At 51.8% G+C, this 15276-nt stretch carries 14 protein-coding genes; 2 read left to right on the top strand and 12 right to left on the bottom strand.

The features are described 5' to 3' along the window. Window positions 1-28: 28 nt before the first annotated feature. A complete protein-coding gene (locus tag KJS57_RS12610; RefSeq protein WP_213655057.1) occupies window positions 29-898 on the bottom strand; it encodes an alpha/beta fold hydrolase in 870 nt (289 codons plus the stop codon). A gap of 60 nt (window positions 899-958) precedes the next feature. Next, a complete protein-coding gene (locus tag KJS57_RS12605) occupies window positions 959-1648 on the bottom strand; it encodes a FadR/GntR family transcriptional regulator (protein ID WP_213655056.1) in 690 nt (229 codons plus the stop codon). Between the two features lie 156 nt (window positions 1649-1804). Here KJS57_RS12605 and KJS57_RS12600 point away from each other — a divergent pair, with 156 nt between their 5' ends. Then, the gene (locus KJS57_RS12600; protein WP_213655055.1) at window positions 1805-3217 is read left to right on the top strand and encodes an FAD-binding oxidoreductase; all 1413 of its coding nucleotides are present in this window, start codon (window positions 1805-1807) and stop codon (window positions 3215-3217) included. Further along, window positions 3214-4524 (top strand): (Fe-S)-binding protein, encoded by a 1311-nt coding sequence (locus tag KJS57_RS12595; RefSeq protein ID WP_213655054.1) that lies wholly within the window; start codon window positions 3214-3216, stop codon window positions 4522-4524. Before KJS57_RS12600 ends, KJS57_RS12595 begins: the two co-directional genes overlap by 4 nt. 108 nt (window positions 4525-4632) lie before the next feature. Here the strand turns inward: KJS57_RS12595 and KJS57_RS12590 are convergent, their stop codons facing one another. The 10 genes from KJS57_RS12590 to KJS57_RS12545 all read right to left on the bottom strand — a co-directional run bounded on the left by KJS57_RS12590 (window position 4633) and on the right by KJS57_RS12545 (window position 15138). Next, on the bottom strand, window positions 4633-5649 hold the full coding sequence (locus KJS57_RS12590) for a BadF/BadG/BcrA/BcrD ATPase family protein (RefSeq protein WP_306434220.1): 1017 nt from the start codon (window positions 5647-5649) through the stop codon (window positions 4633-4635). A gap of 54 nt (window positions 5650-5703) precedes the next feature. Further along, window positions 5704-6846 (bottom strand): exo-beta-N-acetylmuramidase NamZ family protein, encoded by a 1143-nt coding sequence (locus KJS57_RS12585; protein WP_213655053.1) that lies wholly within the window; start codon window positions 6844-6846, stop codon window positions 5704-5706. Next, window positions 6843-7547, bottom strand: coding sequence for a PIG-L deacetylase family protein (locus KJS57_RS12580; RefSeq protein WP_211020763.1), 705 nt, complete (start codon window positions 7545-7547; stop codon window positions 6843-6845). The genes KJS57_RS12585 and KJS57_RS12580 overlap by 4 nt, the downstream gene beginning before the upstream one ends. Before the next feature lie 2 nt (window positions 7548-7549). Then, window positions 7550-8530: a GNAT family N-acetyltransferase gene (locus tag KJS57_RS12575; RefSeq protein ID WP_213655052.1), complete on the bottom strand. Its 981-nt coding sequence runs from the start codon at window positions 8528-8530 to the stop codon at window positions 7550-7552. Then, window positions 8527-9765, bottom strand: a complete 1239-nt coding sequence (locus tag KJS57_RS12570; protein WP_244861512.1) for an anhydro-N-acetylmuramic acid kinase — start codon at window positions 9763-9765, stop codon at window positions 8527-8529. Before KJS57_RS12570 ends, KJS57_RS12575 begins: the two co-directional genes overlap by 4 nt. Further along, complete coding sequence (locus tag KJS57_RS12565) at window positions 9762-10622, bottom strand: carbohydrate ABC transporter permease (protein WP_211020765.1); 861 nt, start codon at window positions 10620-10622, stop codon at window positions 9762-9764. Before KJS57_RS12565 ends, KJS57_RS12570 begins: the two co-directional genes overlap by 4 nt. 18 nt (window positions 10623-10640) lie before the next feature. Continuing rightward, window positions 10641-11558: a carbohydrate ABC transporter permease gene (locus KJS57_RS12560; protein WP_213655051.1), complete on the bottom strand. Its 918-nt coding sequence runs from the start codon at window positions 11556-11558 to the stop codon at window positions 10641-10643. A gap of 84 nt (window positions 11559-11642) precedes the next feature. Further along, window positions 11643-13115, bottom strand: a complete 1473-nt coding sequence (locus KJS57_RS12555) for an ABC transporter substrate-binding protein (protein ID WP_213655050.1) — start codon at window positions 13113-13115, stop codon at window positions 11643-11645. 29 nt (window positions 13116-13144) lie between these two features. Further along, complete coding sequence (gene murQ, locus KJS57_RS12550; protein ID WP_213655049.1) at window positions 13145-14059, bottom strand: N-acetylmuramic acid 6-phosphate etherase; 915 nt, start codon at window positions 14057-14059, stop codon at window positions 13145-13147. A 206-nt stretch (window positions 14060-14265) separates the two neighbouring features. Further along, window positions 14266-15138 carry a MurR/RpiR family transcriptional regulator gene (locus KJS57_RS12545; RefSeq protein WP_213655048.1) on the bottom strand — a complete coding sequence of 291 codons (873 nt, stop codon included), beginning with the start codon at window positions 15136-15138 and terminating at the stop codon, window positions 14266-14268. Window positions 15139-15276 lie beyond the last annotated feature (138 nt).

The raw sequence follows: 15276 nt of genomic DNA, 5'->3' as shown, positions 1-15276 counted from the left end.
TGTAACATGAAGGCGGAAAAGAACAAGATTATGAACCTTGGCCGTTCAAGGAACAAAGCCATTCCTTAAGCTCGGCATCGAATAGCTCCGGCTCCTCCATCATCGGATTATGTCCGCTGCGGTCAAACAACACTTTGCGGATATTGGGGTATTTATCCTCCACCCCATCCCACAAAGTATACGGACCCACGAGATAATCATGCCGGCCGAGAGCTAAAAAGACTGGAGTATGTAATTCGCCTAGACGTTTCCGAAGATCCAGCTGCGCGAAAGCTTCGCCCCATAGAGTATCAAGGATCGGCATATTCGTATATACTCCATCCCACATAGAAGTAGCGTCAAAGTCGTAATCAAAAAAGCTGTGCGCTCCGAACCGGATACACATATGGGCAAATCGCCTTTCAGGCTCGCGTTCGATATCAGCAGGTAAGAGAGCGAATTCTTGTTCAAACCGGTGCTTGCGTTCAGAGGATGCGGTCTGCTCAAAAAAATTAATGCTTTGTTGCTGCCTCTCAGCACTATTGCTGGTGGCGGTATTCAGCAGCACGACTTGCCGGACCTCAGCCGGATATTTGAGCGCATACTCCACGGCAAGGAACGCATTGCCCGAATGCCCGGCTATGACGAAATCTTTCAGCCCTAAATCATTGCGGATCGTTTCGATATCGTCCAGCACTTTATCCAGCAGAGCTTCTGGTGCCATAAGCTCCGTGTCCGCTGGAGACGGGGCATGACCCCGGTGATCGATAAATATCAGTTTTACGCTATTTCTGAGCTCTTTAGAAAACAAACGGGAATAGTAGGCCGCGCTTCCGATGACCATCACCGGGACGCCTTCCCCCTCTATGAGATAGGTCAACGGATAACCGTCAATTGTAATTGTTCCTTGATTCTCCATAATTCATTTCCCCTTCGTCAATTCAATTACACCGCATAAATTTATAGCCACATCATCTGCTCAAATTTTCATGCCGCTCATCATTTCTTTCCCGGCTTTGGCCAAATGAAGCTTCATAATTTTAGCGGCATCACTTTTGTTTTGGTCCGCTATGGCCTGGAACATTTGCTGATGCTCCTGGAACAAACGGCGGGCGGATTCCTGCTCACTGAACATCCATAAGCTACGGGTATCCCGCATCGTGCGGAACATCATGTCGGAGACGCTTTCCATCATCCCTTCCAGCATCTTATTTTGCGCTGCTCTCGCAATGGCAAGATGAAAATTCACGTCATAGACCTGGCTCATTTCTTCATTTCCTATAGCGTCTTCCATATGGCGGACAATCGCACCCAGCTCCTCCAGATCCTTATCGGTCCGAAACTCAGCCGCCAGTTCGATACTTCCCACCTCCACGATTTTACGCACCTGAAGCAACTGAATCAGCTCTTGCCGATCATTGATCTTCCGCGATTGGATCGATTCCAGCGCCTGTGCCTTCACGAAGGTGCCGCCGCCTTGTTTCGTTTCGATCAGGCCCCGGGCTTTCAAATGACTGATTGCTTCTCGTACCGTAGAACGTCCTACGCGATAACGGACCGCCATATTCTCGATCGTGTCGAGCTTTTCCCCCGGCTTAACCAGACCGGATTCAATAATTCTCTGCAATTCCTCGGTTACGATATCTACATTTTTTTTACTTAAATCCATCTCTATAGTTCCTTTCCGGCTGTTCCCTATAAGTAATAAAAATTTTAAATAACTATCTATACATTCCCTTTAAATAATGGTAAAGTGAGTTCAAATTCATCAGATGACCTGTTTAATTAAGACTTATTCTATCATTATCCGGGAGGGAATGTACAGATGATCACACCGGAAATCAGAAGCAAGCTTGTCTCCATCTCAGGAGAATCGTGGGTTCGGGATACTCCGAACGAGCTATATGCCTATTCCTATGACGCCACCCCTATGTTTCAGTCCATGCCCGAGGCGGTCGTTCATCCGGCCAATACCGGTGAGGTTTCCGAAATTCTCCGGCTGGCCGACGAACATCGCATACCCGTCATTCCGCGGGGTTCCGGCACCAATCTTGCCGCAAGCACCATTCCGGTTGAAGGAGGAATCGTCCTCAATTTGAACCGTCTTAATCAAATCCATGAAATCGACGTTAAAAATATGACCGCGACCGTCGGACCTGGCGTGATTACCGCCGATTTCCATCAAGCCGTGGAAAGTCTTGGCCTGTTCTATCCGCCGGATCCCGGAAGTATGCGAATATCCACGCTTGGCGGAAATGTAGCACAATGCGCTGGCGGCATGCGCGGCCTGAAATACGGAGTGACCAAGGACTATGTCATGGGTCTCGAATATGTGCTGCCATCCGGGGAAATTATGCGTTGCGGCGGGAAAAACGTCAAGGACGTTGCCGGCTATGATTTAACCCGGCTGCTGGTCGGCTCCGAAGGAACGCTTGCCGTCATTACTGAGATTACATTGAAGCTCATTCCTTTGCCGGAAAGCAAACGCACTCTTGTCGCTTATTTTACGAATCTGGTAGACGCAGCCAGAACGGTTGAAAATGTAATCGCTTCCAGAATTATTCCGGCTACCATGGAATTCATGGACCAAGGAACGATGCAGGTCGTCGATGACTTTGCCAAGCTGGGCCTTCCGCTCCATATGAAATCCATGTTATTGATTGAACAGGACGGACCGGAGGAGCTTGTCAGGCGCGATATTGCCAGAATCGCCGAAATTGCAGCCTTAAACGGAGCCGCAAGCGTTGAGATCGCCGCTACCCCGGAGGAGGGAGCAAAGCTGCTGACGGCAAGGCGTGCGGCTTTGTCCGCTCTGTCTCGTCTGAAACCGACGACGATTATGGAGGATGCCACCGTCCCCCGCTCCCGCCTTGCCGATATCGTCGCCGAGGTGGAGCGGGTTGCGGTGAAGTACGGATTGCAAATTTGCACCTTCGGCCATGCCGGAGACGGAAATCTGCATCCAACCTGCATGACCGATGAGCGAAACCCCGAGGAAATTGCCCGGGTGGAATTGGCGTTTGAAGAGATTTTCCGCGCTTCCATTTCATTCGGGGGAACGATAACCGGCGAACACGGCGTCGGACTCGCCAAAATGAAGTACCTTCATCTGAAGACCGGCGAAGCCGGAATCGAATTGATGCAACGGATCAAAGAGGCTTTTGATCCCCATCAGATTATGAACCCCGGCAAAATCTTCGCGCGCAGCGAACGCCGCAGACTGGTGGTGAAGAGATGAACACAGGTCATAAAGACATCGCCGGAACCGGACCTGTCCTTGCAAAGTTCAATATGGACGAAATCTTGAACTGCATGCACTGCGGTTTCTGTCTTCCCGCTTGTCCGACATATGCTCAAACCGGACTGGAAACGTATAGCCCCCGGGGGCGCATTGCCCTGATGAAGGGGGTAGCAAGCGGGCAACTGCCCGTTGACGCAGAGTTTGAGCACAACATGAACGCCTGTCTGGGCTGCCGGGCCTGCGAGACGGCATGTCCCGCTGGCGTCCCATATGGCGGGCTGCTCGAAACAGCTCGCGAAGTCGTGCAGGACCATCATCATGCTGACGGGAAACCGTCGGCGGTGAGAAGCTTGGTGTTCCGGCATCTGTTCCCTTATCCCAAACGGGTCAAACGGCTCGGGACTTTACTTTGGAGCGCACAGGCCTTGGGTCTGCAAAAGCTTGCGAGCCGCACGGGGCTGATCCGGGTGTTGCCCGGGCCGATGGCGGAAATGCAGCAGGCTGTTTCCCGCGTTGCTTCGCCATGGAAACGGTCCAAACGCCAAACCGTGATGCCGGCGGAAACGCCAAATACGATGACCGTCGGCCTGTTCACGGGTTGTCTCATGGATATATTATTTTATGAGACAAATGAAGCCACGGCGCGTCTGCTGACGAAGGCCGGCTGCGATGTCGTGTTCATCAAGGATCAAGGCTGCTGCGGGGCCATGCATGCCCATTCCGGCGAAATGGCCGGCGCCAAGGAGCTTGCTAAAGCAAACATCGAGGCCTTCGAGCGCTCCGGCGTCGATTACCTCGTCAACAATGCCGGGGGCTGCGGAGCGGCCTTGAAAGAATACGGCCATTGGTTCCGGGGCGATCCGGCCTGGGAAGAACGGGCGAATCGATTTGCGCTCGCGAACCGCGATGCTTCGGAAATTTTGGTGGAGCTGCCGCCGCTGTCCTTCACCAAACCGTTCCCTGCGCGGGTTACTTACCAGGACTCCTGTCATCTTGCTCATGGCCAAGGCATACGCACCCAGCCCCGGGAGCTGCTGCGCAGCATTCCCGGTCTCGACCTGATAGAAATGAGGCAGGCCGACAGCTGCTGCGGCTCGGCCGGCACATATAATCTGACCCAATACGAGATGTCCATGCAAATATTGGACGGTAAAATGGTTCATGCCGAAGCAACGCAAGCACGCATCATCGTCACTTCCAATCCCGGCTGCCTGCTGCAAATGAAGCAAGGCATTATCCGCGCAGGCTTGGAGGATCGAATGGAAGCCGTGCATATCATGGATTTGTTGAATCGAGCCTTGTAAGACACAATCCTTGATTAGCGGCGACACCTTCGGCCCCTTAATAACGAACTAAAGCCGCCTTTCCGGTACGTCCGTAAAAGGCGGCTTTTTATTGAAGTTTATATTTATTTATTTCAAGCTCAAGGCCATCATCGCTGCACCCCATGCCGCATCATGCCGCGGCAAATCCATGTCCAGGCGCGGATAACGCCGGGCCAGTCTTTCACGCAATGCGGACTGCACATAAGTATTGTGCAGCAGCACGCTGCCGGCGAATGCGAGCCGGCCCTCCTGCAAGGATAGCCGTTCGGCCACCGGTACGACCAGGTCGGACAAAGACTCTGCGCTGGAGTGAGCGATGCCGATCGCCGCCTCATCGCCAAGGGCGCACGCTTCGTTCAGAAGCGGGGCTAACGCGGCGATGTCTCGCTTGTTTCGGTTCTTGTCATAAATGAAACCCACCAACGCCCGCACAGGATCGGAATCCTCCGGAATCCGAAGCTGTCTTGTGACCATTTCTTCAAGCAAAGTCGGAGGAATCCGTCCATCATGCGCCTTGACGACGGCACTAAGTATCTCCCGGCCAATGCTATAGCCGCTCCCCTCATCGTCGATGAGGTGGCCGAAGCCGCCGGTACGGTGAGAAATCCCCCGCTCGTTCACTCCGTAGCAGATCGAGCCGGTGCCCGCGATCAGAATCATGCCGTACGGATTCTCCAACGCGCCGTAGAGAGCCGCCTCATGATCGCCGACCAAGGTCAGTCCGGCGTGGTAGCCGCTCTCTCTGACCGCATTCGTCAATCGCGCTCTCGCTTCCGGATGGCTGATGCCCGCCGCACCGATACAAATATACACGCAATAATCCAAGCCGCCGCAAAGCTTCGAGATGGATGACAGAATCTCGAGCAAATTTTGGCGCACCCGTTCGTGATCCTCTCCGTTGAGGTTCAAAGCGCCAGAAGTAAAGGCGTTGAGTACCTTTCCCTGCTCGTCTGCGACCACTATGTTCGTTTTGGTGCCGCCTCCATCCAAACCCGCTACATATTTCACGGCATGCTCAGGTTGGGGATTTATCTTTATATCACCGTTCGATTCCATCTTCCCTTCTCCAGGGGTAGAGCCTCTGGCATCTATCCCGTCTCTCATCGCCGCTCCCCCTTTCCAGAGGTTCTTCAAAAAGTCGACTTTTTGAACACACAGTTAATATAGATGATACTTCTTCTTTTCCAGGGAAAAGATCCGGCTCTCCTCACGGAATGATTCCAATAACTCCGGCAAATCCATGGTCCCTTCCCTATACAACCTATCTCCGCACAACAGATCGATAAACGGGCGGGAATTGACCCGGATTGGAGGCAAATAGCTAAATTCCGGATAGTTCCGTTTGATCGTATACATCAGTGTAACTCCGGTTTCTACGGCATGAAACGCCCGGAGATCCGTCACATAAAGCTGAACGCCTCCGCATAGCTCCCCTTGGAACTTGGACGTCGTCGGCGTAAAATAAACCGGGCGAAACTTTACTCCAGGCAGATCCAAGCCGTTCATTTCATCCGCCAGCCGCTCCGGTTCGATAAACGGAGCCCCGATCATTTCAAACGGGAACGTCGTCCCTCGTCCCTCCGACAAATTAGTCCCCTCAAACAGGCAGGTGCCTCCGTACAGCAAGGCGGTCTCAAATCGTGGAATGTTTAGCGATGGATGTATCCAGATCCGTCCGGTCTCCGGAAAGAGCTGGCTTCGCTCCCACCCCTTGCAAGGAACGACATGTAAATCGGCATTCCAGCCCATCCTGTCATTCACCATCCCGGCGACTTCGCCGGGCGTTAAACCGTATCGCACGCAAAGCGGGAAGTTCCCTATAAAAGATTCATAGCCCGGTTTGAGCACATTGCCCTCCACCGTGACGCCGTCCAACGGATTGATGCGGTCAAGAACAACGAATGGTTTGCCGGCTTGAGCACAATCCTCTAACGCATACAGCATCGAATAAATAAAAGTATAATAACGAACGCCCACATCCTGAATATCGTAGACTACCAGGTCTACCTCGTCCAGCATTTCCGGCGTCATCCGTTTGGAATCCTTACGGTACATGCTGTAGACCGGTACTCCGGTGAGCGGATCCTGATAGGTCTCCACCTCCGCCCCGGCGGCCAGATTCCCCCGGACTCCATGCTCCGGCGAAAACAATGCCGCCAAATGAAAGTTCTCCTTGAAAATTTGAATCGTGGATACAAGGTCGGCGGTGAGTCCGGTGGGAGCGGTGATCAGACCGATCTTTTTGCCTTTGAACAACTTGGAATAGTCTACGATACGGTCAGCCCCGTTTTCAACTCTCATAATTCGGTCTTTAGGACGCGCATCGTTTCCGCCGGAATCATAAATGTTTCAGCATACGTTTTCCGCGCCTCGATCCCGCGGACTCTAGCCAGATGCTTGTAATACTCCAGATAAGGGAACGACTTGCTTCCCGTCACGAACCAGTGCCGGGACACCGCCTTCACCCACAGATCATAAGCCTCCTGGTCGAAATCGATATATACGTACGGTTTGTAATCCACCGCATCCTCCCAATTTTCCGCATAATACAGCCTGGAAGCGAAATGTGCAGGGTTTTCCCGTTCAAAAGAAGCAAGGCCGGCAAAAAAACGCGCGTCATTCACAATAAGATGCGTCGTCATATGGTCTTTGTGCATGCTGTTTTTGAAGTGAGTTATGATGACATTTGGCCGCACTTTACGGATAACATCGCAGACCCGGTATCGCATGTCCTCGTTGTTGGCCAACTCTCCGTCGGGAATGTCGAACACGATCGATTCGCCGCCGAGCATTTCCGCGAATTCCGCGGCCTCGGACACTTTCTGTTTGCGGTATTCCTTCATATCCTGCCCGGCCGGAACGCCTCTTTCCCCCGCCGTAAGCGCAAGTGTTACGATCTTGTCGCCTTTAAGCGAGTGGGAAGCCAGCACCCCGCCAGCCGTCAATTCCATATCCCCGACATGTCCTCCGATTGCCAATATCGTCAATGGTTGTTCACTCATCGTTACAACTCCCTTCTCATGACTGCAAATGATTTGACCGTCCGGAACCCGGCTTTTTCATAAATGGATTTAGCCGGATTTTCGCTGCCCGTAAACAGGGAAATGTACTCCGCACTTACCATCCGGAACGCTTCGCACATATTAAAGAACAGTAAGGTGCCCAGACCGTGCCCTTCATGATGCGGATGAACGCCGATACCTGCGAAGAAAGCCCGCCCGTTAGCCTGCCTGATTACCGGCCCGGCAAATCCGGCCAACATTCCGCTATTCTCCACAATAATCAGCGGAGCGCCTTCCGCGGCAAACTCGGGAATTTGCTTCCGCCAAAGCAGATTGCCTAAACTGTCCAGCATCCCTTCCATTCCTCTGTGAATCGAAGGATCGTAGACACCCACCCGATATCCTTCCGCTTCCGCCTTCCGCGCTTTTGACATGATCGTCTCGGGAATGGCGAAATCGTCCAGACGCAAATACATCCCGCATTCTATGGCCCGTTCTGCATAGCCGCTGCGCAGCAGAAATTCATGCATCCGGCAGCCGACCGGCACGCCGGGGGCATTATTATGCTCATGACCCGGCGTGTCCGGAATATACCAAGGCAGCATCATCGGATTGAAAAACAATACATCTGCCTGCGTCTTGCCTAGCAGGCGGAACCGCGTCTCCAAAGCTTCCAGCAGAAGAGTAAAGTTTTCCTCAAAGGAATCTCCCTCAGCTTCTTTTCCCTCGCTAACCATGCAGGTAATATAACCCGCTTCGGCGCCCAAAGGCAGATCCGCTCCCGTACATCCTATAGCGAATCCCATCAATCGTTCATCCTCATCAAACAGCAAAAAAACACTTTCCGGATCAAAATATTTGTTTTCCAGAATAAGCTCCGAGAAGGTCTCCTCCGAAAACTCTTTATATCCGTCCTTCACGGCTTCCCTGTTCCATAACTCCAGCGTCTCCGGGATGTATCGGTGTTCCCAGGTTTTTATCAAGTTTTTGCACCTCTTTCCCTGTCCCCTCCAGGATTAGACAAGCTGATCTTTCCCATGACTACCGGCTTTTCCGCTCCCGTCACGCCGGGCAGATTGTTCGGCCGGTTCGCTAGCGTATAATCGGCAAGCAGGGCAAATGTCATCGCTTCCTTCGCATCACTGTGGAAACCGAGATCTTCCTGGCTCAGCACCTGGACGCCCAGCGACGCCATCTCTTGCTTCAAGCCCTCCATTAACACGGGATTATAGCTCCCTCCTCCGCCGACGATCAGCAAGTCCGCGGAATATCGGTCCCGGACAAAGCGGCGATACGCATCACCGATGGACCGGACAGAAAGCCGGGTAACCGTCGCCACCAGATCCGCATCCGTCAACCCGAACTCCTGTTGATAATTCAGCAGCCTGTCGACATAAGCCGTTCCGAAGAGCTCCCTGCCCGTCGATTTAGGCAGACCCCGGCTGTAATAAGGCTCCTGCATAAGCAGACTCAACAATCCGGAATCCGGCCTACCCCCGCGGGCGATAACACCGCCGGCGTCCATCGTTTTCGCTCCGTGTGTCAAACGGGTGACCACTCCGTCAATCAGCATGTTCCCCGGCCCGGTATCAAAAGCAAAGACATCCTCCGCCGCACAGCCGGCCGGAATTACCGTCATATTCCCGATACCGCCGATATTTTGCAGCAGCAGGGTTCGCTTCTCCTCCCCGTATAGCAAGTATTCGGTAAAGGGAACCAGCGGAGCGCCTTGTCCTCCAGCCGCCATATCGGCCACCCGGAAGTCGGATATGCATGTAATGCCTGTCCTTGCTGCAATAACCGCCCCTTCTCCGATTTGCACGGTGTAGCGCAGGTCATAGCCGTCGATATTCTCCGCTTCGGGCGAATGGTACAGCGTCTGTCCATGGGAGCCGATGAAGGCGATGTCTTCTGGCGATAGTCCTGACATAGCGATGACCGAGAGCGCCGCTTCCGCAAACAGCTCCCCAAGCCAGACGTTTAACCGGCCCACCCGGTCAATCGTCGCCTTTTCCGGATCGAACAGGGCAAGTATTTCGTCCCTGACCCGCACGGGATACGGCGAATTTTTAAACGAAACCAGCTCTACCTCTACCTTTGTACCGGGCAGTCCCGCGATTTTGACCAAAGCGGCGTCAATACCGTCCACGGACGTGCCGGACATCAGCCCGACCGCATAGCGAGACTTGGCTGCGTGCAGGATATCTGCGTCACTCACCCCTTCACCGCCCCTACGGTAACACCTTCGAGGAAGTATTTTTGCAGGCTAAAGAACAGGATGAACATCGGAAGTGCAGAAATAGTAGCCCCGGCCAACATCGGAGCAAAATACGTCGTGTTTGCAAAACGAAAGTTCTTCAACCCGACCTGGATCGTCTGCATATCCATCGTATTTGTGACCAGGAACGGCCAAAAGAACGTATTCCAGCTTTCCATAAAAGTAAGAATCGCCATGACCGCCATGACCGTTTTGGATAAAGGCACGATGACTTTGAGGAAAATCTGCAGTTGGTTACAGCCTTCGACTTTGGCGCACTCCAGGATTTCCGTAGGGATAGAGGTCATGAACTGTTTGGCCAGAAAGATGTTAAAGACGGTGACAAGGCCCGGCAAAATCAGGGCGGAATACGTATTTTCTATCTGAAAAACGTTGACGATCAATATATAAAGCGGTACCTGGGTGACCTGATACGGAATCATCATCGCGCAGAGCAGAATGAAGAACAGAATCTCCCGGCCCTTGAAGCGGATTTTCGAAAAGGCATAGCCGGCCAGCGTCGCAAAGATCACATTGGATACGGTGACGCAGCTTGCGACGATCAGCGAATTCAGCAGCCAGCGGTAAGAATGTTCACTGTAATCAAAGAAAAACTTGTAGGAATCGAATGATATTTTACTCGGCCAAAGCGAATAGCTTAGAGCTCCCGCTTCCACCGGATCGCCGAAGGAGGAAATAATCATGAAGTAAATCGGAAACAGCGTCGCCAGCGCAAAGAGCAGAAGAACGACAGTTATCGTTGTATTACGGATGTATTTGACCGGTTTGTTGCCCGTATGTGTGCTATACAACGCCATGGATCATTCTCCTCTCCTCTAATATTCCACGTCATTGCCCAGGAATTTGAACTGAATCAGGGATATCCCGGCGATAATGACTGTCAGAATCAGGGATTGTGCCGCCGCTTCGCCAAACTCGAAGTACTTGAACGCATTGTTGAAAATAAGCAGACCGACCATCGTCGTGGCATTATCCGGTCCGCCGCCCGTCATCAGGTAAGCGTTCTGGAACACCTGAAACGAACCGATGACCCCGGTGACGAGAAGAAACAGCGTAGTCGGCTTGAGGCAAGGGATTACGATGTACCATAATTTCTGAAAAAAAGAGGCACCATCCAGCTCGGCCGCTTCATAATAACTTCCATCAATACCTAGCAATGCTGCCAGATAGATGATGATGCTGGTTCCATGACTCGACAGCCAAGCCATTAGCACGAGAGAGAACATTGCCGACGCACTGGACCCGAGCCAATTCTGATTGGAAATATCGAACAGTGCGAGGAACTGGTTCAGGATTCCGGATGTCATCGGATCGAAAATCCACAGCCATACGACCGACAAGGCTACGCCGGAAGCAACCGCAGGTAAATAGTAGACTGCTTTGAACGTCGTTTGCAGTCCCTTTTTGAGCGGAAGAATCATAATGGCGACAGCAAACGAGAGAAGTAGCGATACCGGTACGGTCAACACGGTATACACGATCGTATTCTTAATCGATTTCCAAAACAGGGAATCCCGGAAGGTGCTGGTGTAATTGTCGAAGCCGATAAACACGGAGCCGAGCGGCCGGTATTCCTGAAAGCTGATAATAAAGGCGCTGATTACCGGATAGGCCGTAAACATCGCATAGACGATCAACGCAACCGCGATAAAAGCATATGCCCAGCCTCCGTCTCCCTTCCATCTCCGCCGCTTTACGGGTTTAGCTATCGGTGCTTTTGCCAACTGAGCCATATGTCTGAACCCCTTTTTCATCACATTTGCAAAAAATGGACCGGATAGCCGCAGAATGACCCGCGACTATCCGAGCAGAATAGACTAATCGTTTACGATGCCGTCTTCGCCAAAGTTCTTGATCGCTGCGGCTTTAACGGCTTCATACATTTCTTCCGGAGAAATTTCGTCCGCAAGCAAGGCCTGCAATTTTGGAATGATGACTTCGTCTTCCATTTTGATCGCCTTGGCGCCAAGCTCGACCGGAATGTCCGGGCGGGCAGGATTGGCATGCGACAGCAGGGTTTCGACCGCGGCTACGTTGTCCGGATTCCGGTCAATGGTCATGCTTTCGGCGGCTTCCCTGCCCGACTTCGAAATATGAGCTGCAAACAGGTCATTGTTCGTCGTGGCCGCTACCTGGCCGCTGGCCAAGAAGTATGCCGCTTTTACCACATTGGCTTTGTGCTCCGCCGTAGGCTCTTTTTTGCCGCGGAAAGTAACATACCCGTCAACTACGGTACTCGAGACCGGCTCCTGACCGAGGAAGGTCGGGACCGGAAGGACGATGTACTCCACCGGAATGCTGCCCTGCACGGCGCTGCCGTCATTCGCCTTCAGTTTCTCATTGTTCTTGTTGGCCGAGTTTTCGAAAGTCGCCAGCCCTTTCCCGGTAATCATCGTTTGACCGGTGAGAAACATGTTCCAGCGTTTGCCCGCGTCCACCGAGCTGAGCTCCTTCGGCATCGAGCCGTCGTCGATCATGAGCCGGACCGCTTTTAAGACTTCCAGGTAGTTTTTGCTGGTGTAGGCATACTTCAAATCTTTGTTGAACGAAGCAGGCATGCCCGCGTTTTTGATCAAAATGTTCAAATAGTCCTTAGCTGTAACACCCGATGTTGCGAAGACAAAGCCGTACCGTTTCGTAGTGTCGCCTTCTTTGACAACGCCCTTTTTAATCGCTTCGCGGAATTCTTCGAACGTCCAGCCGTTCTTCTGCACGTTTTTCCAATCGATGCCTGCAGCTTCAAGATACTCCTTGTTGCCGCCGATGGCGTGCACTTCCATGTAGGCCGGGAAGCCGTAGAGGCCGTCGCCGTTCTTCATATATTCGAGCGGAGCGGGATCGTAATCCGATACCATCTCCGGGGTCGCCGTATCTTTAATGTCCATCAGCATACCCTGCTGCACGTACTTGGATATGCCGTCAGAGCCGATAAAGGCAATGTCGGGAGGGCTGCCGGCGTTGACTTGCGTATCGAGCTTCTGGGTCATGTCTTCCCAACTTGCCGGCTCGATTTTCAAAGTCAGATTCGGATATAGCGCATTAAAATCCTTTTCCATTTGCGCAAAATTGTTTTGGTAATTGCCCGAAACCGGCGGAAGCAGTGCAGTAATCGTATCTTTAGCTTCCGATTTCCCCGCGTTTCCGTTGGCTTCGCTGCCTGTAGAGCCCCCATTGCCATTTCCTGAATTCCCGTTCCCTGAATTGCTGTTTTTCGAACTGCATGCCGATAATGTCGTCAAGAGCATAAAGAGAGCCAATACGGAAGCCAATACTTGCATTTTTCTTGTCATCAGAAAAATCCTCCCCTCGGGATATCTTGCTAAACTACTTTATTGGTAGTACGAATAGCCATTTTCAAATTCCCATCGTTCTCTTGGAGCGCTCGCTCCGCTTTCTTTGCATCCAGTCCCGTTTTGATCATGAGTATCGCCAGCTTGCAGTTCATTGAGGCCAGCTCCAAATATTTGGCTGCCGTCTCGTTGTCCGCGCCTGTAGCGACTTTTATGATCCGTAAAGAACGGTCGTACAGCTTCTTGTTGCTAGCCTTTAAGTCCACCATCAGATTGTTGTACGTCTTGCCGAGCTTGATCATCGTGCATGTCGTCAGCATGTTGAGCACCAGCTTCTGCGCCGTACCCGCCTTCAGTCTCGTCGAACCCGTAATGAACTCCGGCCCGACGACGGGTGCGATGCATATGTCGCAAACGGACTCCAGTCTGGAGCCTTTGTTGTTAGCGACACCGATCGTTACCGCACCGAGTTCCGCGGCTCTTTGCAGCCCGGCGATAACGAAGCTCGCGGAACCGCTTGCCGAAATGCCGATTACGGCATCCTTTGCCGTGACGCCGACGCGATCGATTAGGGCCATCCCCTCCTCCGCACTGTCTTCGAACCCTTCCACGGCTACCCTTAAGGCCATATCCCCTCCGGCAATATGTCCTTGTACCAATGAGGGATCCACGCCGAAGGTTGGTGGACATTCGGATGCATCCAGAACGCCAAGTCTCCCTGAAGTACCCGCTCCTATATAAAACATTCTTCCACCGTTCTTTAACAATTGGTGTAGAACATCCACCGCCTTCCCGATTTGTGGAATTTCCGCAGCTACTGCAGCCGGAACCTTGGCATCCTCCTGATTGAGCAGTTGCAGCATTTGCTCGGTCGTGCACTCATCAATCATTTGCGTGTTTGGATTAATTTTTTCCGTAGTCAGTCCTGCAAAATATTGTTCCATAGCAGCAGATCCTTTCTCCTCACTGATGATGAACTCAAGGCCTCGTTTCTTGGTTTTTATATTAAATGGAAACCGCTTACATAGTCAATAGTTTTTGAAATAAAATTTTATCGTGAAATTTTATTTTGTTTTTTTAATTCTTTTTTCCTACAAAAAAAGACATCAGCCCTCGTGGGTCGATGCCTTTTTTAACGATAGGATTCAAGTCAGGATTTCCGGCTGCGGTGCTTCCCCGCTAGAATATTGTGCGTCTTGGTCAAATACTTCTTTACATTCTGGTAATCCGCGCTGGCCACCCCGGCGAATAATATGTCGATAACGGTCAACATAGCGATTCTGGAGCCCATGGCCCCGCTTCGCATCGTGACTTCCGGCGTTGAGATGCCGAGCAGTATATCCGCCTTGTCCGCCAGCTCGCTCTTGTTATACCTGGTGATGGCTATCGTGGACACATTATTTTTCTTCGCGATTTCCAGGGTCTCCAGAATTTCCACGGTATCGCCCGAATTGGAAACGAAAATAGCCACATCGCCTTTGCCCAGCAAGGTTGCCGCGGTAAGCTGGCTGTGTCCGTCCGTATAGGCGTGACAATGCTTGTTGATGCGGGAAAACTTCTGTTCCCCGTCCATACAAATTAAACCGGATGCTCCGATCCCGAAGAAAACGATCCTGCTGCTGGCGCGAAGCGCCTTGACCGCACGAGCCACCTCATTTCGGTCGATGACGCTCAGCGTATCCTCGATCGACTTGATATTGTTTCGCGAAATGTTGGAGGTAATGGTGAACAGATCATCCCCCGGCTGAATGTCGGTATATACGTCTTTCCGCTCCTCATCCATGGAACCCACTGCTGCGGAAATGCTCACGATAAAATTACGGTACCCGCTATAACCCATCGTCTTGCAAAACCTCAGCACGGAAGCGTCACTGGTCTTACTCTGTTTGGCAAGGCTCTTGATCGATAGATGGGGAATTTCCTCCGTATTGGCCAAAATATATTCGGCTACGAGTCTCTCTACCGGGGTCAAATTCTCTTTCATTTCCCGGATTTTGATCAAAATATTATCGTTAATCGCCATTGGCTTCCCTACTCACCCTATTAATCATTACTGAACTTGCACTCATATCTTAAGCGGTTTTCATTTAAAAGACAAGCGAAAAAGATATAAAATCTGGAAATTGTCATTGTTTTGTTGAAATTAAATTTCAGATTTTAA

Origin of the sequence: Paenibacillus vini (genome assembly GCF_018403325.1) — a bacterium.
In the GTDB taxonomy this organism is placed as follows: Bacteria; Bacillota; Bacilli; order Paenibacillales; family Paenibacillaceae; genus Fontibacillus; species Fontibacillus vini.
Note: the sequence above shows the minus strand (reverse complement) of the source record. Positions and strands in the feature narration are given on the sequence as shown.